Here is a 21,377-nt window from a genome sequence, read left to right as displayed (position 1 = left end):
AAGATTAAGTTATAGGACATGGGTTATAATTTATTTTTCAGAGAGAGTGGCATTTGCTGGGAGTCATTTAAAATAAATTTTAACTTACCGCCTTGCTAGTATTTGTAAAAATTAAAGAAGTGGTTAACTGAGATATTCGTTATAACGAATTAATTTGGGTGGAACCGCGTCACTGACGCCCCTAGTCTGTTTGGACTGGGGGCTTTTTTCATAGGAGGAAGATACGATGGCAAAGTTAACATTTGAGTTTCCAGATGGTAGCCAGCGAGCATTTGAGACGCCGGTAACGGTTGTTCAGATCGCACAGTCAATTGCAGTTAGTTTGGGTAAAAAAGCCCTCGCTGGTAAACTTGATGAACAGCTAGTTGATCTGGAACAACCCTTAGAACAAGGGGGACACCTTCAAATTATTACAGATCAAGATCCAGAAGCACTGCAGATTTTACGAGCAACGGGAGCTCAATTGTTGGCGACGGCAGTTAAGCAACAGTTTTCTGAGATTAAACTTGGTCAATTAGCAGTTGATGAAGATGGCTTTTATGTTGATACAGACAAGGCAGATCGCCAAATTAGCGTTGATGAGTTGGCAACTATTACTAAAAAGATGCAACAGATGATCAAGCAAAATGCGGTTATTGAGCGGCACTGGCTTAGTCAAGAGGATGCCCTAGCAGAAATTGGTTCCGATCAGTACCAACGGGCATTACTTGAAGCACGTCAGCAAACTAAATTTTTGTTTTACAAAATTAATGGAGTTTTGACATTAGCTCAAACAGTGATTGCTCCTAGTTTGAAAGCTTTGAAGCACTTTAAACTATTATCCGTGGCAGGAGCTTACTGGCAAGGAAAATCGTCTAATCCGATGTTACAGCGAGTTTATGGAACGGCTTTTTATCAAGAAGCAGATTTACAAGCTGATTTACAACAACGTCAAGAAGCACATGAGCGCGACCACCGGGTTATTGGAAATAATTTGGATCTTTTCTTTGTTGATCCTAAAGTTGGTGCGGGATTACCTTATTGGATGCCCAATGGAGCTACGATTCGGCGGACAATTGAACGCTACATTACCGATAAAGAAGTTGCAAATGGCTACCAGCACGTTTATACACCAGTATTGGCGAACCTAGATCTCTATAAACAATCTGGTCATTGGGATCATTATCGAGAAGATATGTTTCCACCAATGACGATGGATGATGAGGAACAACTTGAATTACGACCAATGAACTGTCCTTCCCACATTCAAATTTATAACCATCACATTCGTTCTTACCGTGAATTACCATTACGTATTGCTGAACTTGGCATGATGCATCGATATGAAAAATCTGGTGCACTGAGTGGGTTGCAACGAGTCCGTGAGATGACACTCAATGACGGGCATACTTTTGTTGCGCCCGAACAGATTCAGGATGAATTCAAGCGGATATTAAACCTAATGGTTGATGTTTATCATGATTTTGACATTGACAATTACACGTTCCGACTAAGCTATCGTGACCCACAAAATACAGAAAAGTATTTTGATGATGACGAGATGTGGAACAAGGCACAAGCAATGCTGAAAGGTGCCATGGATGACTTGGGGCTTGAATATGTCGAGGCCGAGGGTGAAGCCGCTTTTTATGGTCCTAAGCTTGATGTTCAAACAAAGACGGCGCTTGGCAACGAGGAAACGTTATCCACAATTCAACTGGATTTCATGTTACCAGAACGATTTGATTTGAAATATGTTGGTGAGGATGGTCAAGAACATCGTCCGGTTATGATTCACCGAGGGTTAGTTTCAACCATGGAACGATTTACAGCTTATCTAATTGAAATTTATAAAGGAGCTTTCCCAACCTGGTTGGCGCCCAAACAAATTCAAATTATTCCGGTCAGTGAAGAAAAACACGGTGATTATGCGCATCATTTGAATGAACAGTTTACAGCCTTGAAACTGCGGTCATCAGTTGATCAACGTGGTGAAAAGATGGGCTATCTGATTCGAGATGCGCAAACTCACAAGATTCCATACACAATTGTGGTAGGTGATGACGAAAAGCAACAGCAGACGGTCTCTGTGCGAAAGTACGGTGAAAATGACAGCCGGTCACTTTCAGTGGCAGATTTTGAAAAAGAGATTTTGCAGGATATTGCAACCTACTCCAGAAATGAATAGCTTTAGTTGACAAGTAGTTGATTTCTTGATAAGCTTAAACAGTTAAAAGCAGAAGTTTCCCGCTTCTCGCCTGAGTAACGCTTAGTTGCTGGGCTTTCGATGCAAAATCTATCAACTACTATTGATAGAAATAGCGGGTTCTCTGTTAAGAGGATCCGCTATTTTTCTGCTAAAAATATTTGGAGGTGAAGGACCATAGCAAAACGAGATCAGACGGTGAATGATAGCATTCGTGCCCATGAGATGATGGTAATTGATGACCAGGGAAATAAGCTCGGTCTAAAATCAAAGCAAGAAGCACTTCAAATTGCTGAAGCAGCTAATCTTGACTTAGTGTTAGTGGCGCCTAACGCTAAACCAGCGGTTGCCAAGATTCTAGATTATGGGAAATATCGTTTCAACCAGCAAAAAAAAGATCGTGAAGCGAGAAAAAAACAAAAAACGGTTGGCGTAAAAGAAATTCGGTTGAGTCCAACGATTGATACCAACGACTTCAATACTAAGCTTAAAAATGCACAGAAATTTTTGAGCAAGGGAGAAAAAGTTCGCGTTTCAATTCGATTTAAAGGACGTGCCATTACACATAAGGAAATTGGACGTCAGGTATTGAACCGGATGGCGGATGCCCTAAGTGACATTGCCACTGTAACGCAACGAGCTAAGATGGATGGACGTAGTATGTTTTTAATGCTGGCTCCTACCAATAAAACTAAAAATTAACATTTAACACGACGAGGAGGACTAACTAATGCCAAAAATGAAATCAAACCGGGCGGTTGCCAAACGGTTCAAGAAAACTGCTAAGGGTGGTTTAAAAAGTGCCCATGCTTTTACTAGTCACCGTTTTCACGGAAAAACTAAGAAACAACGTCGTCACTTGCGCGGAACTCGCATGATTGATCCAATCTGGGTTAAATCATACAGTGAACTTTTGAAAAAATAATTTAATTTCTAGGAGGATTTTGACATGCCACGAGTTAAAGGTGGAACTACCACACGTAATCGGCGTAAACGAGTTTTAAAGCTAGCTAAAGGATACCGCGGCGGGAAGCATCGTTTATTTAAAACTGCTAAAAATCAAGTGATGAAATCACGTGAATATGCTTTCCGTGATCGTCGGAACAATAAAGGTAATTTCCGGAAACTATGGATTACACGGATTAACGCTGCTGCCCGAATTAACGACATCAGTTACAGTCAGTTGATGCATGGTCTGAAAGAAGCTAACATTGATGTCAACCGTAAAATGTTGGCTGATTTAGCTGTCAATGATACGGATGCCTTTGCCGCTTTGGTTGATGCAGCCAAAAAAGCACTTTAAAATTCGAGTGTGCCAAAAACTTTCATCAGCAGCCGTTGGTGAAAGTTTTTTTAGCTTGAAATCTCCCATTGCAACTGTAAATGTTTTAAAATAAAAGCAAGCTATCAACAAGGAGACGTTGAATGAGGTTAGCATCATTTAAACCAACATGGATGATTCAAAGCATCTATAATATTTCCCCCGACAAATTACAGCAGCATGGAATTGATACGATTCTAACGGATTTGGACAACACGCTAATTCCTTGGAATCATGCGGGTAGCAATAGAGATATTCTTCATTGGGTTCGCTTACTCCAGCAATATGGGATTAATGTGATTGTGATTTCAAATAATAACCCCAAACGAGTGCGTCGGGCGGTAGCTGACCTGGGATTACCATTCGTAGCTCGAGCCTTTAAACCAATGAACATTGGAATTAAGCGAACGTTGAAAAGGTTTTCACTCCGTAAAGATCAGGTGGTTATGGTTGGTGATCAGCTTTTGACCGATGTTTGGGCTGCAAATAACTGTGGGATTGCTAGCATCTGGGTTCGTCCCCTAGTTAAAACTGATTTGTTGCCAACTCGGGTCAATCGTCGTTTGGAAACCATTGTCTACTGGCAACTTAAAAAACGATATCCCGAATTGGGATGGAAAGGTGATATTGATTAATGGTTGAAGAACTCGAGCAACAGGCAAGGGAGCCCTTGCAGTGTATTGGGTGTGGTGCTTTGATTCAGACGACCTCACCTAATGCAGCTGGTTATACCCCTAAATCAGCTTTAGAGAAGGGATTGGCTTCCGGCGGGGATCTATATTGTCAACGTTGTTTTCGGCTCCGTCATTATAATGAAATCCAGCCAGTAGCATTAGCCGATGATGAATTTTTACGCTTGTTAAGCCGGATTAGAGAAACCAAAGCCCTCGTGGTGTACGTTATTGATATTTTTGATGTAAATGGTAGTTTGATTTCGGGACTCCAACGGTTTGTTGGTGATAATCCGATTTTAGCAGTTGGTAATAAAGTGGATTTACTTCCGGCTTCTTTTAAACCTAAGAAAATGAAGGATTGGTTGCGGCAAATGCTTAACCAAGCCGGATTACGTCCGGTAGCAATCGAACTAGTATCTGCTAAAACTAATCAAGCAGTTGATCAGTTGCTAGCAGCGGTGAATCAAGCTGCCAACGGTCGTGACGTCTACGTTGTGGGGGTTACTAATGTTGGGAAATCGACATTAATCAATCAAATTATTCGGGAAAGTTCCGGCATCAAGGATGTCATTACGACTTCAAAATTTCCCGGGACGACGCTTGATTTGATTAAAATCCCGCTCGATAATGGTCGAGAATTAATTGATACACCGGGGATTATTCAGGAAAGTCAAATGGCTCATTATTTGCAGCCAGCTGATTTAAAATATGTTACCCCCCAAAAAAGAATTAAGCCGCGCTCATATCAGTTAAACCCGGGACAGACCTTATTTTTAGGGGCACTGGGTCGCTTTGACTTTATTCAGGGACAAAAAAGCGGTTTCACGGTTTTTGCTGATAATAATGTAATGGTTCATCGTACCAAGCTGGAAAACGCGACTGATTTTTTTGCTAAACATGCGGGCGAGCTGTTAACCCCACCGACTGGGAATAAAACATTGCAGCCATTACAGCGCCACGAATTTAAGGTAACCGACACGAGTGATTTAGTCTTTGAAGGATTGGGTTGGGTTACAGTTCCAAAGGGCTGTTTGGTGGCCGGTTATGCTCCAGCTGGGGTATCAGTTTTGTTACGAAAGGCGATGTTTTAATGGTACAAGGGCAACTGAAATTAACTGGGAAACAAAAACGTTTTTTGCGGGCACATGGGAATCGACTTCGTCCGATTTTTTCAATTGGAAAGCACGGTTTGAATCAAGCGTGGCTTTCAGAAGTGGTGCAAGCTGTTGATCGGCGTGAACTTGTCAAAATTTCCTTACAGCAAAGTGCGACCGTTACGACAACCGAAGTGGCCGCGTACATTACTAAACATAGTCAACTGACGGTGGTGCAAGAGTTAGGACGTACGTTGCTACTGTTTTGTGAATCGAGCAATCCGGCGCGTCGTACTATTTCACATGGAGTCTTTCAATTGTAGGAGTCGCTGATGGAAACAGAGAAAATTGGAATTTTGGGCGGTACTTTTAATCCGATTCATCTTGGTCATCTTATCATGGCGGAGCAGGTGTTAGATCAGCTCCACCTAGATCAAGTACGTTTTTTACCAAACTATTTGCCGCCGCACCATCAGCATAAAAGCGCAATTGCTGCTCCTGATCGAAAACGGATGGTGCAATTAGCCATTCAAGATAATCCGGATTTTCAGTTAGAAACAGCTGAACTGGAGCGGACGGGGATTAGTTACAGTTATGACACCATGAGAAAATTGCAAGACGAGCATCCCACCGCTACGTATTATTTTATTATTGGGAGCGATATGGTGGCTGATCTGCCGACTTGGCATCGTAGCGACGAACTTCGACAACTGGTTCAATTTGTGGGGGTCCGGCGACCGCGCACCTCAGTGCCACAAGCACTACAGGAAGCGGTTGTGTGGGTTACGGTTCCGGAAATTGAAATTTCTTCGACAATGATTCGCAATAAAATCCGTCATCATGAGAAAATTCGCTATTTAGTCCCAGAAACGGTTAGAAAATATATCAAGGAGCATAATTTATATGAGTCTAGAACCTGATCATTATGAACAATACGCCGCTGATTCACGAGCCGTAATTATTTCGAAATTGAAAAAACATCTTGATAAAAATCGTTTTGATCACTGTGTTCGTGTGGAAGCTACCGCCCGAGAGTTAGCAGCTGCTAACGGAGCTGATCAAACGATTGCTGGGTTAGCTGGGTTAGTCCACGACTATGCTAAGCAACGGGATGTGGCTGAGTTTCAAGGCTTGATTCGGCGGTTTCAGCTTGATCCAGAATTATTAAAGTATAGTCGTGCGATTTGGCACGGTTATGTCGGCTATTTGTTAGTGCAACAGGAATTGGGAATTAATGATATTCGGATTTTAAACGCAGTGAAATATCATACAATTGCAGCACCGGTCATGAGTGTGTATGACAAAATTGTGTATATGGCTGACTATCTTGAGCCTAACCGCTCATTTTCCGGGGTTGAAATGGCCCGTGCTAAAACCCAGGCTAGTTTAGATGAGGGAGTTGTTTTTCAGAATCAGCAAACAATGACCTTTTTGATTGAGCGGGGACAAGCAATTTATCCGGCTGCGCTTGAAGCATATAATGCTTTGGTACCTAAGTCATAATCAATGGGAGAATTTATGGATAATCAAGCAATTTTAAAAACAGTAGTAACTGCCGCCGATGATCGGCGCGCGCACAACATTGAAGTTTTAAATATTGAAAAATTGAGTATCGTTGGGCGTTATTTTGTCATTATGGATGCAAGTTCAAGTCGACAGGTAAAAGCGATTGCTGACCACGTTATTGACGAATTGGCAATTCAAAAAATTAAAGTGGAGCACTTGGAAGGAAAGGATCAGTCCAAGTGGATTTTATTAGATTTAGGCGACGTTCTGGTGCATATTTTTACAACGGAAACGCGAGAATTTTACAAGCTAGAGAAGTTATGGGCTGATGCGACTAACGAAGATATTTCAGCCTGGGTAACAGAGGATTAACTCATGATTTATGCTGAATTTGCTAGCTTCTATGATCAGTTGTTTGATGAACGGCTGTACGATCGCTGGTTAAGGTTTGTCCAACAAACAGTTCCCTTGCCAGCTTCCGTTCTAGATGTAGCATGCGGAACGGGTCAATTATTGGTTCGTTTGCAATCCGCAGGCTTTACTGTGACCGGTTGTGATCTGTCGTTTGAAATGCTATCGCTTGCTGATCAGCATTTACAAGCTGCTGGCAGTGAAAATGTTTTGCTAGTTCAAGCAAATATGCTGGACTTAACTGATTTTCCCCAGTTTTCTGCTATAACTTGTTTCGATGATTCGCTTTGTTATCTGGCTAATCAAGCTGAGATGCAACAAGTTTTTCAACAAGTCTATCAACATCTCGAGAGTGGTGGTAAATTTTTGTTTGATGTCATTACTCCTTATCAAACAGACCAGAAGTATCCAGGCTATATGTATAATTACCATGATGAGGAACAAGCTTTTTTGTGGAGTAGTTACGCTGGTAAACAGGAACATTCGGTTGATCACGAACTAGTTTTTTTTAAGTATGAACCGGCTAAGCAAGCCTTTGCCCGTTATGAAGAGTTGCACCATGAACGTACTTATCCGCTTACCACTTATCGGCGACTGTTACAGGCTGCGGGTTTTTCACATGTGATCGTCACCAGTGATTTTGGGGAAAACGAGCCAACTCCAACCACAACCCGCTGGTTTGTGGTAGCAGAAAAGAGGAACGCATGACAGCGCTCACGGCAGTTGGGATTGTAACAGAGTACGATCCTTTTCATAATGGGCACGCTTGGCAAGTACGGCAAGCCCGGCTGCAAACCAATGCCGACGTAACCGTTGCGGTTATGAGTAGTAACTGGATGCAGCGGGGGGAACCGGCAATTTTTGACAAATGGACGCGAGCCCGGTGGGCATTACAAGCCGGGGTTGATCTCGTAATCGAGTTGCCCGTGGGCTCTGCAGTTCAACCAGCTAGTATTTTCGCGGAACAAGCAATTCAGCGCCTGGCTGCGTTACACTGCCAGTTTTTAGCCTTTGGTTGTGAACATCCCGATTGGAATTTCACTAGGTTTTCGACTTGGAAACTGACTACTAGTTCTGTTCAGACTACTTATAATGCCCCATTTGCTGCTAATTTCCAGAAAGATTTGTTACAGCAGCACGGCTTGCAGTTGGACGAGCCTAATGATACGTTAGGTTTTTGGTATGCTCAAGCAGTAGGAAAGTTGCAGCAACCGTTGCATTTAGTTCCACTTCCACGACTTAAAAGTCATCATAATGATGCGACGATTGCGGGTACCATTGCTAGTGGAACCGCAATTCGGCAGTCCATTTACGAAGGAGAATTACAGCAGGCGAGTCAAGCAATGCCAGTGACCGCTACCGCACTGCAATCACAACCAGCCATTAGTTGGAATGCATTTTGGCCACTCTTGCAGTATCAGTTGACGCAGAGTTCATTAGCCCAATTACGGCGGATTTACCAAATGACCGAAGGTTTGGAGCAACGGTTGCAGCAGGCGGCGCTACAGGCTGTTAGTTTTCAAGATTTTTTGAATAAAGCAAAAACTAAGCGGTATACATATGCTCGGTTACAGCGGCTGGCGGTGTACACGCTCTTACAAGTTACTGATCAGATCCTTGAGCACCAACCAGCCAGTATTCGAATCTTGGGAATGACGGCAAAGGGGCAAGCTTACCTACATCAAGTTCATGGACAGACTGATTTGCCAATGATTACGCGGGTTAGTAAAAGGGCATTGCAACACCAATTGTGGTTGGAGTGGAAGGCTGGGTTATTAACTGAACAAGTCACCCATCTGCGACAGGACTTGTATCGGCAGCCAATTCGAATTGATGATACTCCATCAAGGAGTAGACCTTGACATCGAAAAAGAAAATTCGTATAATTGGCTTCGTTGGACTGGAGGGGTTAAGATGAAGTGGTCGTTTGAAAAATTACAAGGCTACGTCAAGCAACCATTTACAGAGCAAGCAACTCTGACAATCCAAAAGCAGCTACAAGCACGTTATCCGGATGAGATTATCAGTGCCACCGCCTTTGAGGTATCAGTGGTTGCACGAGCTGATCAAGGCGATGTAATTGTCGATGCTGATATTAGTGGTTCGGTAACAGTTCCTTCGAGTCGCTCGTTGATTCCAGTTACCTTGCCATTGGATTTTCATGTGACAGAAATTTATGTTGCAGCCGAGGCAGCTTTACGGCGCTACGAAAATAATGAAATTGTGCTGATAGTTGATGATTCTGGCACAATTGATTTTGAAACGGCGGTTGTTGACAACGTACTTGTACAAATTCCGATGCAAGTTCTTACGCCTTCAGAACGAGCAGGTGCAGATATGCCGGCTGGTGAAGACTGGAAGGTCGTTTCTGAGGATGAATATCGAAAGCAACGAGCGCGGACTAATCAGGTTGATCCACGGCTTGCCGACTTACAGGGTTTTTATACTGACAAGCCAGACAAGCATTAATAATTCACTTGTGGAAATTAAATTTAAGGGAGGTTTTGCAAATGGCAGTTCCAAAACGAAAAACATCAAAAGCTCGGCGTGATATGCGACGGGGACACATCAAATTAAATGTACCGGGGATGTCTCCTTGTCCTAATTGTGGTGAGCTACGTAAATCACATTACGTATGTCCAAGTTGTGGTTATTACAACGGCAAAGAAGTTGTCGCACAAAAAAACAACTAATCATTTGAACAAAGAATTTCGAAAACACCATGGGTTTTCGGAATTCTTTTTTTGTTGGGGTGCAGTAGTTTGACGACCCAATTTTAAATTGCTAGACTATAAAAAACAAAATGATGGGGTTAGGAATGATGCAGAGACAACGGGGTACGAGTAGTTCCAATCCAAATTGGTTTGCCGGTAAATTTGGTTTAGAAGTTGAAGCACAACGCTATGATTTAAAGCAACAACGCCTGTCGCGCTATCCACACCCCACTAATTTGGGCGATCGCAGAACCCAGCCATACTTTCAAAGTGATTTTACCGAAAGCATGGAGGAATTAGTGACGACTCCACAGCCATCAACGAAAGCAGCCTTATCCCAATTACATACGCTGCAATCATTATTGCAACAATCATTACGATCTGATGAAATCATGTGGCCGTTATCAATGCCACCAGCGGTTACTGATCGGGATTTAGAATTAGTCAAGAGTAGTGCTAAACGGCGTCCATGGTATGCTGATTATTTGAATTATTTGTTGGAAAAGTATGGATCCTTGCAACAAATAATTGCCGGAGTTCACATTAATTACTCACCTACAGCCGCGATCATTTCCGCCTTTCAACAGCAAGGTTCCTATGCTGATCGGCAAGCAGCACAAACGGCGTTGTTATTTTCTCTAGCCCAGCAACTAGTTGGTTATCGTTGGTTGATTACGTATTTGTTTGGAGCAACGCCGGTCAGTGAAAATGCTAACCGTCAATTCCCGTCAAAGATAATCCAGCAGTTTCCAGTTCGCTCCCTGCGTTCTAGTAGCTATGGCTATGCTAATCGATCAGAAGTTCAGATTTCTTATGCTAGTCCAACAATTTTCTTTAGAGATTTACAAGCGGCCGTAGCTACCCAAAAGTTAGCTAGTGTCAGCGAATTTTATGGTCCCGTTCGGTTGAAAGGTGGGGATTCACTTACAAAGTTACAGGCAACTGGACCACAGTACGTTGAATTCAGGCTGTTTGATGACGACCCGTTCAGCAACAATGGAATTTCAGCGGAGGCGCTAAATTTGGTCCATTTGTTGATTGTGGATGCGCTTGTAAATCGACCAGTCTGGACTGCCGCCGATTTGCAAGCTGCCATGCAAGCCAATGAAAGCGTTGCTCTTGCGCATCCAGAGACCCCGCTTGCGCCTGAATTATATCAGCAAGCCCTCCAACTCGAGCACCGGCTCTCCGGTTTAATCACTCGAGCGCCGGTAGTGCTACGGTCATCGTTAGCAGCAAGTCAAAAATTTTTGGCTCAGACGATCGCACACCCTAACCAAACCCGGGCAGGCCAATTATTACCCTTCTTGCGAGGGCAGTCACTTACCCACTATGCACAAGTTCGTGGCTGTCAAATTAAAACTAGTTATGCCAACCAAACGGCAGACCAAGCCATGCCTGAAATTCCGACTAAGTTTCATGGAATGTATCTCCAAGCTTTACAGTTAGGTTTCCCAGTAATGGTTACGGTTGATCAGCACTTGAAAGTTACTATTAACGGACGACAGCATTACTTTACGAAGCCAGTGAATCTAACTAATTGGGCAGAGGTTAATTAAGTATTGACGAACTACTGGTTTCTCGCTAGAATTACTAGCAATATTAAGGTCAGTGGGAAGTCTCAATAAAAAAGGTCTGGAACACTGAAAAAGTTCAAACTAGTGCCGGTTATCGTTCTGATATTGATTTTGATCATGATCGAGTGAATAGCTGTGAAAGTATTTAAAATTTTTGGTGGTAATACTAGTGATTTTCGGCTCATACCCTTAATTTAGGTTGGGGTGGTGGGACGAAAATTTTTTATTTTGGAGGGTAGCACTCATGAAAACGCTTACGGGTTTATTTGAGGGTCACTTAGGAATTGAAATTGAGGAACACCGCGTGGATCTTAATACCAAAACGTTATCTCGTGCTCCGCATCCGCAAGCGCTCGGTGACCGTCGTTCCCAGCCGTATTTTCAGACGGATTTTTCTGAAAGTATGGAAGAATTAATCACAGCTCCACAGGATTCAGTAGTAGGTGCTTTGGCAAATTTACGTAGTTTACAGGCGATCCTACAGCTGAATTTACAACCTCAAGAAATTATCTGGGGCTTGTCAATGCCACCACGGTTGCAGGAATCGGATGTTGTGTTTTTAAAGAATACTTTTCATCGGGACTGGTATTTGAAGTATCGAAACTGGTTATTAAAACATTATGGTCCGTTTCACCACATTATTTGTGGGGTTCATGTCAATTATTCACCGCTGGATGCTACGATAGCTGATTTTCAACAGCAACACCATTTGACATCAACAGTCACAGCTAAAAATCGCTTGTTGTTTTTAATTGCGCAACAAATCGTGGGCTATCGGTGGCTGGTAACTTATTTTTTTGGGGCTGCGCCGGTTAGTGAGAATCCAGCGGATGACCTACCAAAACAATTACGGTCTTTGGCACCTGTCCGATCTTTTCGGTCGAGTTCATATGGATTTGCAAATCGAGCGAACGTAAGAGCTTCATATGCCAATTTGACTAAATTTATTGCTGATTTACAGCAACTGATTGCGACTAAACAACTAGCTGGAATGAGTGAATTTTATGGACCCGTTCGCTTGAAAGGGGCGGAACTGGCCGATTTACAAACGAAAGGGATTGAATATTTAGAGTTTAGAATTCTTGATGATGATCCTTTTGTAGCAACGGGAGTTTCTGCTAAGAGTTTGTATTTTCTTCAGTTTTTAGTGGCAGATGCACTTAGCCAACAACATGAATGGACCGTTTCGGAACTGGCGGCGGCGGAACAAAAAAACGAGGAAGTTGCTTTACAACATCCACAGCAGCCACTCACCACGGATCAGTTTCAGCAGACAATTCGACTGCTGCAGCGCTTTGAAAAATTAATTTCTTCTGCACCAGTAAAACTACAGCCTGATTTAATTTCAACGCTTCAGTGGCTGCAATCAGCCCTAGATCATCCCCACCAAACGGTTAGTGGACGTTTACTTAAAAAAATTGAGCACGGTTCATTAACTGCTTTTGCCTTGCACCAAGGTCAAGGGTATCGGAAACAATTTCAAACAAGTCCCGCATCGACTAATTTTCCCCAAGTTCCAGCGAACTTGCGGCAAAGTTATATCAAACTTCATCAAGTTGGTCTCCCAATGAAGCTGATTGAAGGTGGTTGGCTCGAGGTTCAATTACCTAGCGGAAAAAAGACGGTGTTACATTCGGATGCCGATTTAAATCGTCTAGGTTACTAGTTAGGAATTATGATTGATTCATGTTATAATTGATTCCAATCTTAATAAAGATCAGAAAGGGTGTTAGCGATGAACGGAGAAATGTTTGGAAACACCGCTGAGTTAGCGCAACGGTTAGTTGCTAAAACTTATCAAAAGGTTTGTGGCGGTTTAGTAGTAACTGGAATTGTTATGTTATTGATGTCCACTTTTATGAGAAGTTTTGTAACTTCGATGGGACTTGGAAGTTCATTATTGATTTTATTGGTTGCTTTGGGACTGATGTTGGCACTGGGTCACTCAGTTAACGATGAAAAGACGAGTGCTTCGACAACCAACACGATTTACTATTTGATGACCGTCTTGTTCGGAGTATCCTTAAGCCCAATCCTGATTTATTACCGGATGGATACAATTGGACTTGCATTTTTAGGAACTGCTGTGATGTTTGGTGGGTTGACCTTCTATGCTAATCGAACGACTAAAGATTATCTACGGTTTAGTTCGTACTTGACGTGGGGGTTATTGGCAGCGATTGTGTTGAGTGTGGTAGCTGTTCTCTTGAGAATTCCCACTTTATACATCATTATTGACGTTGTAATGTTAGTTATCTTTGCCGTTTTCATTGTGATGGATACGCAAAGTGTTCGTAAATATGCTGAATACGTTGACTCTGAGACAAAATTACAAAAGTTCAGTACAATTGGGGCGCTTAACATCTACTTGGACATTTTGAATATTTTCCAGATTCTAGTTCAACTACTTGGAATGAGTAACGATAATAATTAAACGGTGCCTGCTCAGTTAGGTACACGATTACTTTTACCATTTAAAATGATTACCGTAATTAGGCGGTCGGTTGCTGATATTTTTCTAGCAATCGGCTGCCTATTTTATTACTACCAATACTTTATTTAGACATAAAAAATCCCCCAACAGTTAATTGAGATTTCATAACTATCGGGGGATTACTTGTTCAGATTGGAAATATTTTTGTTATTGCTTAGGACGGTGCTGTTTGTTTTGGTTACGAACTCGATTTTTTTCTGATTGATTATCTGCTGGCTTCGAAATTGTTTCCGCTTTGGCAGCTGCCTCGACGTTTGCTTCAATTTGTTCAATTGAATCTGGTAATACCACTTTAGGCGGATTTTTCGCCGTTTCAGCTTGAATATTTTTAATAATCCGAGGGCGATAGGCATTAACAATTAATTGTTGGACGATTGCGAACACTCCACCAATAAAAAAGTAAATTCCGAGCCCTGCCGGGGACGAAAGAGTTACGAAGAAAATCATAATGGGGCTAATCAACATCATGGCGCCCATTTGTTTTCGTTGAGATTTAGGCATGCCTTGAATAGCGAGATAGCCTTGAACGGCATAAACCACCAGGGAAAGAATCGCTAGCAGAATGCTACGTTGACCTAACTGGATCCCCAAGAAGACGGAATGGGAAAGTTCTGGTGAATACCGAATGGCTGCATAGAGTGCCGCAAAGATTGGCAACTGGATTAAGAGCGGTAAACAACCAATACCGCCCGTCATGCTGATATTATTATCCCGGTAAAGTTGCATCATTTGCTGGTTAAGGGCGACTTGTTCAGCTTGATCTTTTGTTTGTCGAATCAATTTCTGAAGTTTGGTCAGCTGTGGCTTAATCAAATTCATCTTTTCTTGCTGAATGGTGGATTTCTTTAACTGACTAATCATTACTGGCAACAAACAAAGTCGAACCAGGACGGTAATGACAATCAGAGACCAGCCGTAGCCACCCACGAATTGAGCGAGCCAATCCATGATTTTTTGTCCGGGAATGGCCAGATAATCATAAACAAAACCATAAGGATGACCCTTTGCATCAGTTCGAACGCAGCCACTTAATGTAATAGCAGCTAGGAGTGCGATACTTATCAGGGTTATTTTGCGTTTTTTTTTCATAGGCAGTAGCTCCTTTGATAATTAGTCATACTGGTTTAGCTTACCTTAAATAGTTGGGGACTGCAATTGGTGAAGCGATTATAAGGCAAATATTAATGATTTTTCAGCAATAAAACTACTATAATTTTAATGGAATTTTAGATAAATGTGGTAAAATTAACTAAGCTAAAAAGGATAGTGGGAGAGCGCTTTATGAACAGAATCGATTCCAAAAAAAATCCAACCGTAAAGGCAATCAAGAAACTAACGACTCCCGCAGGTCGAAAGAAAGCCAACCAGTATTTATTAGAAAGTTGGCATTTAGTGGGAGAAGCGCTCCAGCACCTGCCTACAACTCAGATTAATCTGATTTTAGCGACCGATCAGCAACTATTACAACATCAAGCGGCACTTCATGATAAAAATGTGACAGTAATTTCAAATGAAGTTGCAAAGGAACTCGGTGCCACGAGTACCCCTCAAGGGATTTTTGCAGTGGTAAATATTCCAAAGCAACGACAGTTTCCCCAATCGCTACAGGGTGCGTGGTTACTTTTAGATGATGTCCAAGATCCTGGTAATATTGGAACAATGGTTCGAACTGCTGATGCAGCTGGTTTTACTGGAGTTATTTTTGGAGACGGCACGGCTAGTCAATATAATGACAAGGTTTTGCGGGCAATGCAGGGGAGTCAGTTTCATCTACAACTCTTTCGGACGGATTTGCTGCCACTGGTTAAACGGTTGCACCAGCAAAATTTTCCGGTTTTCGGGACGGCGCTTGATCCTAATGCTCAGAATTATTGTGATGTTCAACCGATTTCAGATTTTGCTTTGGTAATGGGAAATGAAGGAAATGGGATGCAACCAGAGTTGTTGCGCCAGACTACTAATAATTTATATATTCCAATTACTGGTCAGGCAGAATCACTTAATGTGGCCGTTGCTGCTGCAATTCTAATGTTCCAACTACATCAAACTTAGCTGTAGAGGAGATGATGTGATGGTTTCAAAACGATGGCAGGATTGTCCAGACTATGTTGCTAATGTTTCTGATCTGTTGGAAAATCCAGCGGTTCAAAAATTAGCAAATTATACCCAACATCATCATTCAACCAGACTCAGACATTGTATCTATGTTTCATTTGAAAGTTATAAGATTGCAAAAAAATTAAACTTAGATGCACGGGCTGCTGCACGGGGTGGGTTACTACATGATCTATTTTATTATGATTGGCGAACCACTAAATTTGATGTTGGGTCACATGCCTATATTCACCCGCGGGTCGCACTACGCAATGCCCAAAAAATCACTAAATTAACGCCTAAAGAAGAAGATATCATCTTGAAACATATGTGGGGATTGACTCTAGCTCGCCCCAAATATAAAGAAAGTGTAATCGTTTCGCTGGTCGATGATTATGCGGCTGCCCATGAATTTATGGAACCGCTTGAAAATAAGTTTAAGCATGTTTTTAAAGCTTCACAAAATAAAAAGAAATGAGGATGGTAACTATGCCAGCAGTTAAAACAGCAAGTGACAATGGAGAATTTTTGTGTACTCGGTTCCAAGAAGCCTTTCAAATGTTGGGCAAAAAATGGAATGGGATGATTATTGAAGCACTGTTAATTGGTGATTCTTTACGGTTTTGTGAAATCTCAGAAAAAATTGAGAACTGTAGCGATCGGGTATTAACTGCTCGTCTGAAGGAACTACGCGAGTTGGATTTGATTGTAAGAAAAACGTTTCAGGACTCTTCCCTGATTAAATATGAATTAACTGAAAAAGGACGCGATTTAGCGCCAATTATGTCGGAAGTCCACGGGTGGGCCGATAAGTGGTGTGATGGTGATGAAGAGCTTGACCGTTAATCTAGTTTGTTTTATAGTCATGGTAGTTACAAAAACGAGAGAGGTAGTAAGCACTGATTGGAACCACAGAGAGGTTAGAAACGCTGAAACTAACCAGAGGGGTGCTGAATTCGCTGTTCGTTAGTAGACATTCCTAACATTGTCCGATTGATGGCGTTATTCATCACAAAAGTGCATGTCAACTTGACATGAATTTGGGTGGTAACGCGAAGCTTCGTCCCTAGTCGGGATGAGGCTTTTTTAATCTAAAAAGAGGGGTTTAAAAATGAGTTTAGAGACCGATTTAGAACAAATCAAACAACAGGGGATTGAGAAAATAAAGGAAGTTACCAGCGAACAACAGCTGAATGATTTAAAAGTTAAATTTCTCGGCAAAAAAGGACAAATTACTCAGGCATTGCGAGAAATTGTTAATTTACCAGCTGCGGAACGCCCAGCAGCCGGGAAGCTTTCTAATACGGTTCGTGATCAGTTGCAAAGTCTAATTACGGAAAAGCAACAACAATTAGCCACCGCAGCACTTGATCGAAAGTTAGTGGATGAAGCAATTGATGTGACCTTACCGGGTAAAAATTATCCAGTTGGGCACCCGCATGTGATTCAAAGAATCATCGATGAAATTGAAGATATTTTCATTGGAATGGGTTATCAAGTTCTAACTGGTCCGGAGGTTGAAGAGGAACGTTATAACTTTGAAATGATGAATTTACCGAAGGATCATCCAGCGCGCGATATGCAGGATACTTTTTACATTACTTCAGAAATCTTGATGCGAACGCAAACATCGCCGATGCAAGCCCGTACGTTGGAGAAACATGATTTTTCAAAGGGGCCGCTAAAAATGATCTCTCCTGGGGTTGTCTTTCGACGTGATACCGATGATCCGACGCATTCTCACCAATTTCACCAAGTAGAGGGAATTGTGATTGACCATCACATTACCATGGCGGACCTCAAGGGAACGCTGGCTCAAATGTTAAAAGAAATGTTCGGTGATCGGCTTGAGATGCGATTGCGACCCAGCTACTTTCCTTTTACCGAACCATCAGTTGAAGTCGACATGACCTGTATGAATTGTGATGGAAAAGGTTGCCTAGTTTGTAAGGGATCCGGCTGGATTGAAGTGCTAGGGGCCGGGATGGTGCATCCTAACGTGCTAAAAATGGCCGGGGTTGATAACCAAGAATATGGTGGTTTTGCCTTTGGAGTAGGACCGGATCGACTGGCAATGCTCAAATATGGTGTTACTGATATTCGTGACTTTTATCTAAATAATCTTAAATTTTTGACCCAGTTTGACTAGGAAGGATGACTGTAAATGTTACTATCGTACGAATGGTTGACCAAATACCTTCAAATTGATCTGACCCCCACTGAATTAGGTGAAAAAATTGAGCGAACTTCTGTTGAGGTTGATAGCGTTACCCAGCGCCAAGCTGGACTGAAAAAGTTAGTGGTTGGTGAGATTGAATCAGTTGTTAAACATCCTGATGCGGGCCACTTGAATATTTGTCAGGTAGCCGTTGGTGCTGGCATCGTTCAGCAAATTGTTTGTGGAGCTCCTAATGTGACCGTCGGTAAAAAAGTAATTGTGGCTTTGCCAGGGGCTCGCGTAGCTGGAAACCAAAAAATCAAGAAGGCTAAAATGCGCGGAGTTAAATCGGATGGGATGCTCTGTGCTTTAGATGAGATTGGATTTGATGAGGAAATCGTTCCTGATGAGTGGAAGGATGGAATTTACTTTCTACCAGATGATGCCCAGCTAGGGGACGAAATTTATCATTATCTTGGAATGGATGAGTCACTGCTTGATTTAGACGTTACTCCTAACCGTGGTGACATGCTGAGTTTACGGGGAGTTGTCTATGATTTGGCAGCGATATTAAACCAGCCGGTGATCTTTGATGAGACGCCAGCACCAGCCCTAGGGCAGCAAAGTAGTGCTACTGATATTTCAGCAGCTGCACCGATGGAGCTCGCTACTCAATATCAGTTACAGGTGGTTAAAAATGTGACCGTTGCTTCGAGTCCTTTGTGGTTACAAATCAAGCTCTGGAATGCAGGAATTAAACCAATTAATAATGTGGTCGATGTGACTAACTATGTCATGCTAAAACTAGGTCAACCGCTCCATGCTTACGATTTAGAAAAAATTACCGGGAAAAACTTACAAGTTCGTCGAGCCCAATCAACGGAACAACTAGTTACTTTGGACGGCACGCAGCGCGACTTAGATGATAACGATGTTGTGATTGCTGATCAGGCTGGTCCGGTAGCCTTAGCCGGTTTAATGGGCGGTGAAGCAACTAAAGTAACCGCTAAGACGCAACAAATCGTGCTGGAAGCAGCTGCTTTTTCAAGCGTTGCAACGCGAAAAATGGCGCAAAAAGAAGGACTGCATACCGATGCTTCCCAACGATTTGAGCGAGGAATTGATCAAGGCAATGTTACTAAGGCGTTAAACTATGCTGCCGGGTTATTACAACAAATTGCTGCTGGAACGGCGAGCCAAGGAACTGTTGTTGGACAGCAGACCCCGGTTTCTGAAACTAAGATTACTGTAACTCCACTTAAAATTAATCAGGTGTTAGGAACTAGTCTACAACCAGTGGAAATTGAACAGCTGTTCAAACGACTGGGCTTTGAAGTAACGCCAACTGCAACACAACTGGTGGTGACGGTTCCAACGCGTTGTTGGGATCTTAAGCTTCCTGCCGACTTATATGAAGAAATTGCGCGGATTTATGGTTATGATCATATTCCAACTACGCTACCGGTAACTAACACGACCCAAGGGCGCTTGACTGAGAAACAGCGGTTGTTACGACAGACCCGGCGAACGATGGAAGGTTTGGGGTTTAGTCATGCCATTTCGTATTCGCTGACAACGGCAGCCAAAGCCACCATGTTTAATTGGGAACCAAGTGTCGAAACCAGCATGAAATGGCCAATGAGCAGTGATCATGCCGTGCTACGACAAAATCTCATCGCTGGATTATTGGATGATATTTCATATAATCAAGCTCGTGGAGTTCAAAATGTATCACTATATGAACAAGGTCGTGTTTTTTTTCGGACACAAGCGCAAGTCCGTCCGATTGAAAAAGAGCACCTTGCCGGAGCTGTTTCTGGCTCCTTGGCGTCTGCCAACTGGGCAACGAGCGCGGAACCGGTAGACTTTTTCCAGCTTAAGGGTCTAGTTGAACAGTATTTAGCTAGTTTAAACTTGGCGGGAACCATCCAGTACAAACCTACTAGTACGGTTAAGCAACTCCACCCCAATCAAACCGCAGAGGTGTGGTTAGCAGATCAATTGGTGGGATTAATTGGGCAGGTTCATCCCCTTATTGCCCAATCATTCCACATTAAACCTACCTATGTTTTTGAGTTGGATTTAGAAAAACTAGCCCTTGCTCCTAAACAAGTGCAGCATTATCAACCAATCAGTGCTTATCCTAGTATCAAACGAGACATTGCAATGTTAGTTGGAGAGCAGGTTTCCAATGCGGCGATTGAAGCTGTAATTACCGACAAAGCGGGGGCTTATTTGCAAAGTCTGACTCTTTTTGATGTGTATGCTGGTAACCGTATTCCCAAAGATCAACGTTCACTCGCTTATTCACTGACTTTTTCTAATCCACAAGCAACTCTTCAAGATGAGATAATTAACCAAAAAATCGAAAAAATCACTACGGCCCTAAAAACTGAATTTCAGGCCACAATCCGCTAAGCTGCAAGTGAAAGGAAACAGCGATGACAAGTATGAAGAAACGTCCAGTTATCATTGGAGTAACTGGTGGATCAAGTAGTGGGAAAACAACTGTTAGTCGGGCCATTTTAGAACGGCTATCAGGCCACTCCATTGCAATTATTCAGCAGGATTCTTATTATCGAGATCAAGCTGAATTATCCATGGCTGCAAGAAAACAAGTTAATTATGATCATCCGGATGCTTTTGATGATGATTTATTGATCGAACAACTACAGGACTTGTTACATTATCAAGCTATAAAAAAACCGGTGTATGACTACACTCAATTTACTCGAAGCACCCAAACCATCTGTCAACAGCCGACCGATGTTATTATTTTAGAAGGAATCTTAACATTAAATGAGCCCCGGCTTCGTGATTTGATGGATATTAAAGCTTTTGTAGATACTGATGATGATATTCGGTTGATTCGCCGAATTGAACGGGATACGAAGGAACGTGGTCGGACACTTGAAATGGTGATTCAACAATATTTAACAACCGTCCGACCAATGTATCAACAATTTGTGGAGCCATCGAAGCGCTATGCTGATATCATTATTCCGCGCGGGGGAAAAAATGTTGTTGCAATTGATCTGTTAACGACCAAAATCCAAGCAATTTTGGCAAAAACAACCACCTCAGTTGCCACTGACCGATAACTTTTGTTTGCCAGCTGCCGGTTTTCGTGATAAATTCTAAACTGAATA

General features: G+C 42.4%; 24 protein-coding genes and 1 other annotated feature. Of the genes, 23 read left to right on the top strand and 1 reads right to left on the bottom strand.

The genetic code is table 11. The annotated features are described in order from the left end of the window. Positions 1–226 precede the first annotated feature (226 nt). The 17 genes from thrS (at position 227) to FC87_RS02425 (ending at position 13,916) form a co-directional block, all read left to right on the top strand. On the top strand, positions 227–2,167 hold the full coding sequence (gene thrS / locus FC87_RS02500; protein WP_056961512.1) for a threonine--tRNA ligase: 1,941 nt from the start codon (positions 227–229) through the stop codon (positions 2,165–2,167). 40 nt (positions 2,168–2,207) lie between these two features. Beyond that, positions 2,208–2,340 (top strand) — a sequence feature (ribosomal protein L20 leader region). Positions 2,341–2,383: 43 nt separating this feature from the next. Beyond that, complete coding sequence (gene infC, locus FC87_RS02495) at positions 2,384–2,887, top strand: translation initiation factor IF-3 (RefSeq protein WP_268872348.1); 504 nt, start codon at positions 2,384–2,386, stop codon at positions 2,885–2,887. Positions 2,888–2,915: 28 nt separating this feature from the next. Continuing rightward, positions 2,916–3,110, top strand: coding sequence for a 50S ribosomal protein L35 (rpmI, locus tag FC87_RS02490; RefSeq protein ID WP_009166751.1), 195 nt, complete (start codon positions 2,916–2,918; stop codon positions 3,108–3,110). A gap of 24 nt (positions 3,111–3,134) precedes the next feature. Beyond that, complete coding sequence (gene rplT, locus FC87_RS02485; protein WP_009166752.1) at positions 3,135–3,488, top strand: 50S ribosomal protein L20; 354 nt, start codon at positions 3,135–3,137, stop codon at positions 3,486–3,488. A 122-nt stretch (positions 3,489–3,610) separates the two neighbouring features. Then, positions 3,611–4,141, top strand: coding sequence for a YqeG family HAD IIIA-type phosphatase (locus FC87_RS02480; RefSeq protein ID WP_009166753.1), 531 nt, complete (start codon positions 3,611–3,613; stop codon positions 4,139–4,141). Continuing rightward, positions 4,141–5,271 (top strand): ribosome biogenesis GTPase YqeH, encoded by a 1,131-nt coding sequence (gene yqeH, locus FC87_RS02475; protein ID WP_056961510.1) that lies wholly within the window; start codon positions 4,141–4,143, stop codon positions 5,269–5,271. Before FC87_RS02480 ends, yqeH begins: the two co-directional genes overlap by 1 nt. Next, entirely contained in the window at positions 5,271–5,597 is a 327-nt protein-coding gene (locus FC87_RS06915; protein ID WP_009166755.1) for a YhbY family RNA-binding protein, read from the top strand. The genes yqeH and FC87_RS06915 overlap by 1 nt, the downstream gene beginning before the upstream one ends. 9 nt (positions 5,598–5,606) lie before the next feature. After that, complete coding sequence (locus tag FC87_RS06910) at positions 5,607–6,194, top strand: nicotinate-nucleotide adenylyltransferase (protein WP_009166756.1); 588 nt, start codon at positions 5,607–5,609, stop codon at positions 6,192–6,194. After that, positions 6,178–6,777, top strand: a complete 600-nt coding sequence (yqeK, locus tag FC87_RS02460) for a bis(5'-nucleosyl)-tetraphosphatase (symmetrical) YqeK (RefSeq protein ID WP_054689568.1) — start codon at positions 6,178–6,180, stop codon at positions 6,775–6,777. Before FC87_RS06910 ends, yqeK begins: the two co-directional genes overlap by 17 nt. 15 nt (positions 6,778–6,792) lie before the next feature. Further along, positions 6,793–7,152, top strand: a complete 360-nt coding sequence (rsfS, locus tag FC87_RS02455) for a ribosome silencing factor (protein WP_054689572.1) — start codon at positions 6,793–6,795, stop codon at positions 7,150–7,152. A gap of 3 nt (positions 7,153–7,155) precedes the next feature. Further along, positions 7,156–7,899 (top strand): class I SAM-dependent DNA methyltransferase, encoded by a 744-nt coding sequence (locus tag FC87_RS02450; RefSeq protein WP_056961509.1) that lies wholly within the window; start codon positions 7,156–7,158, stop codon positions 7,897–7,899. Continuing rightward, positions 7,896–9,053, top strand: a complete 1,158-nt coding sequence (locus tag FC87_RS02445; RefSeq protein ID WP_054689576.1) for a nucleotidyltransferase — start codon at positions 7,896–7,898, stop codon at positions 9,051–9,053. The genes FC87_RS02450 and FC87_RS02445 overlap by 4 nt, the downstream gene beginning before the upstream one ends. A gap of 52 nt (positions 9,054–9,105) precedes the next feature. Next, the gene (locus FC87_RS02440; protein WP_056961507.1) at positions 9,106–9,660 is read left to right on the top strand and encodes a YceD family protein; all 555 of its coding nucleotides are present in this window, start codon (positions 9,106–9,108) and stop codon (positions 9,658–9,660) included. A 41-nt stretch (positions 9,661–9,701) separates the two neighbouring features. Continuing rightward, positions 9,702–9,884 (top strand): 50S ribosomal protein L32, encoded by a 183-nt coding sequence (gene rpmF / locus FC87_RS06810; protein ID WP_009166762.1) that lies wholly within the window; start codon positions 9,702–9,704, stop codon positions 9,882–9,884. Positions 9,885–10,009: 125 nt separating this feature from the next. Continuing rightward, positions 10,010–11,464, top strand: coding sequence for a hypothetical protein (locus FC87_RS02435; RefSeq protein ID WP_056961505.1), 1,455 nt, complete (start codon positions 10,010–10,012; stop codon positions 11,462–11,464). Between the two features lie 262 nt (positions 11,465–11,726). Then, a complete protein-coding gene (locus tag FC87_RS02430) occupies positions 11,727–13,148 on the top strand; it encodes a hypothetical protein (RefSeq protein ID WP_056961503.1) in 1,422 nt (473 codons plus the stop codon). Positions 13,149–13,217: 69 nt separating this feature from the next. Beyond that, complete coding sequence (locus FC87_RS02425) at positions 13,218–13,916, top strand: Bax inhibitor-1/YccA family protein (protein WP_009166766.1); 699 nt, start codon at positions 13,218–13,220, stop codon at positions 13,914–13,916. A 207-nt stretch (positions 13,917–14,123) separates the two neighbouring features. Here the strand turns inward: FC87_RS02425 and yidC are convergent, their stop codons facing one another. Beyond that, positions 14,124–15,065, bottom strand: a complete 942-nt coding sequence (gene yidC / locus FC87_RS02420) for a membrane protein insertase YidC (protein ID WP_009166767.1) — start codon at positions 15,063–15,065, stop codon at positions 14,124–14,126. Between the two features lie 192 nt (positions 15,066–15,257). Here yidC and FC87_RS02415 point away from each other — a divergent pair, with 192 nt between their 5' ends. The 6 genes from FC87_RS02415 to udk all read left to right on the top strand — a co-directional run bounded on the left by FC87_RS02415 (position 15,258) and on the right by udk (position 21,329). Continuing rightward, positions 15,258–16,028, top strand: a complete 771-nt coding sequence (locus FC87_RS02415; protein ID WP_054689588.1) for a TrmH family RNA methyltransferase — start codon at positions 15,258–15,260, stop codon at positions 16,026–16,028. 19 nt (positions 16,029–16,047) lie between these two features. Continuing rightward, on the top strand, positions 16,048–16,548 hold the full coding sequence (locus tag FC87_RS02410) for an HDIG domain-containing metalloprotein (RefSeq protein WP_009166769.1): 501 nt from the start codon (positions 16,048–16,050) through the stop codon (positions 16,546–16,548). Positions 16,549–16,559: 11 nt separating this feature from the next. Next, entirely contained in the window at positions 16,560–16,916 is a 357-nt protein-coding gene (locus FC87_RS02405) for a winged helix-turn-helix transcriptional regulator (RefSeq protein ID WP_009166770.1), read from the top strand. Between the two features lie 265 nt (positions 16,917–17,181). Continuing rightward, complete coding sequence (gene pheS, locus FC87_RS02400) at positions 17,182–18,219, top strand: phenylalanine--tRNA ligase subunit alpha (protein WP_056961501.1); 1,038 nt, start codon at positions 17,182–17,184, stop codon at positions 18,217–18,219. Between the two features lie 15 nt (positions 18,220–18,234). Then, positions 18,235–20,646: a phenylalanine--tRNA ligase subunit beta gene (gene pheT, locus FC87_RS02395; RefSeq protein WP_056961499.1), complete on the top strand. Its 2,412-nt coding sequence runs from the start codon at positions 18,235–18,237 to the stop codon at positions 20,644–20,646. A 23-nt stretch (positions 20,647–20,669) separates the two neighbouring features. Next, a complete protein-coding gene (udk, locus tag FC87_RS02390) occupies positions 20,670–21,329 on the top strand; it encodes a uridine kinase (RefSeq protein ID WP_009166773.1) in 660 nt (219 codons plus the stop codon). Positions 21,330–21,377: the final 48 nt, after the last annotated feature.

The sequence above is a fragment of the Fructilactobacillus florum DSM 22689 = JCM 16035 genome, from assembly GCF_001436645.1.
In the GTDB taxonomy this organism is placed as follows: Bacteria; Bacillota; Bacilli; order Lactobacillales; family Lactobacillaceae; genus Fructilactobacillus; species Fructilactobacillus florum.
This window is presented reverse-complemented; position numbering and strand designations above follow the sequence as displayed.